1 protein-coding gene is annotated in these 1,066 nt (G+C 57.7%); it reads left to right on the top strand.

The features are described 5' to 3' along the window. Window positions 1-432: 432 nt before the first annotated feature. Window positions 433-1,066, top strand: a 634-nt coding sequence (locus EN969_RS35670; protein ID WP_206525302.1) for a hypothetical protein, incomplete at its 3' end; no start/stop codon positions are given.

The raw sequence follows: 1,066 nt of genomic DNA, 5'->3' as shown, positions 1-1,066 counted from the left end.
GTTTTGACCACGACCGGGAGTCTGGCACAGTTCGCCCGAATAGCAACACGAGCGCACGTCTGGCCCAGAAGCTTTCGCACTGCCATACGAAGTCTTCGTCAACACATTGCTTTGATTTTGCAACTTGTTGCAAACTTTTCCTGCCGATTACACTTCAGAAGCACTGTCGATTTGACCACGCTCATGGTAGATATGGGGTGCGCTGGTTCACGCTGCGCCGCGTGGACTGTCAACAGGGGCGGTGCCGCATTTTTCCTTGGTCGGATGGCGGTGCCGCCCCTCTCAGACCAAGGAATAGACCAAATGTCCCCTCACCTAGCCTATTCACGCCCTCAATCCGCCGATGCCACCACCGACGCGGACAACACCAACAATCCCCCAGACATCGACACGACAGAGCCAGTGCAGCAGCCGGACCAAAAGGAATGGCGGATGCACAGCCACTACAGGCCGGAGAATTGGCCATTGTCTCGCACGATTTCCCAACAGGGCATCATGCGGCAATACATCCGCGTCTGGCGTCACTACATACCGGTGGGCACGCGAGACACGATCCTGATCATCATCGACAAAACCGTGAACTGGGGCGTGAGCACGTGCTGGCTCACCTACAGGCAGATAATGCAGGCGAGCGGGCCGAAGGAAACGCAAGCCCGAGGGCATATCCAGTGGTTAGAGGCCGAGGGTTTCATCACGGTAGAGCACTCCCCCGGCAATGCCAAAGGTATGCGCATTACTCTCAACCTCGACTGGGAACCGTCCGACCCACCAGTGTCGCAAAAGGCACTCCCACGGAAAAGTGTGGGGGCAACTCCCACGGAAAACCGAGGGGGCAGGAAGGTGACCCCCACGGAACACCAAGGGGCTACCCCCACGAAAAGCCAAGGGACTACCCCAACGGAAAACCGAGGGGCATTTAGAGAGAACGTTTCAGAAGGAACCGCAGAAGGAAATTCAAAGCTCAGAGGGAATGATTACTCGCCGCCTGCCGGCAACGAGGGGTCGGCCCCGAAAACCGAAACGTCTCATCCTATCCGGCAACGCGTTCGCCCGGTCGTTCAAGGCG

This window comes from Mesorhizobium sp. M7A.F.Ca.CA.003.01.2.1, assembly GCF_003998945.1.
GTDB lineage: Bacteria > Pseudomonadota > Alphaproteobacteria > Rhizobiales > Rhizobiaceae > Mesorhizobium > Mesorhizobium ciceri.
Note: the sequence above shows the minus strand (reverse complement) of the source record. Positions and strands in the feature narration are given on the sequence as shown.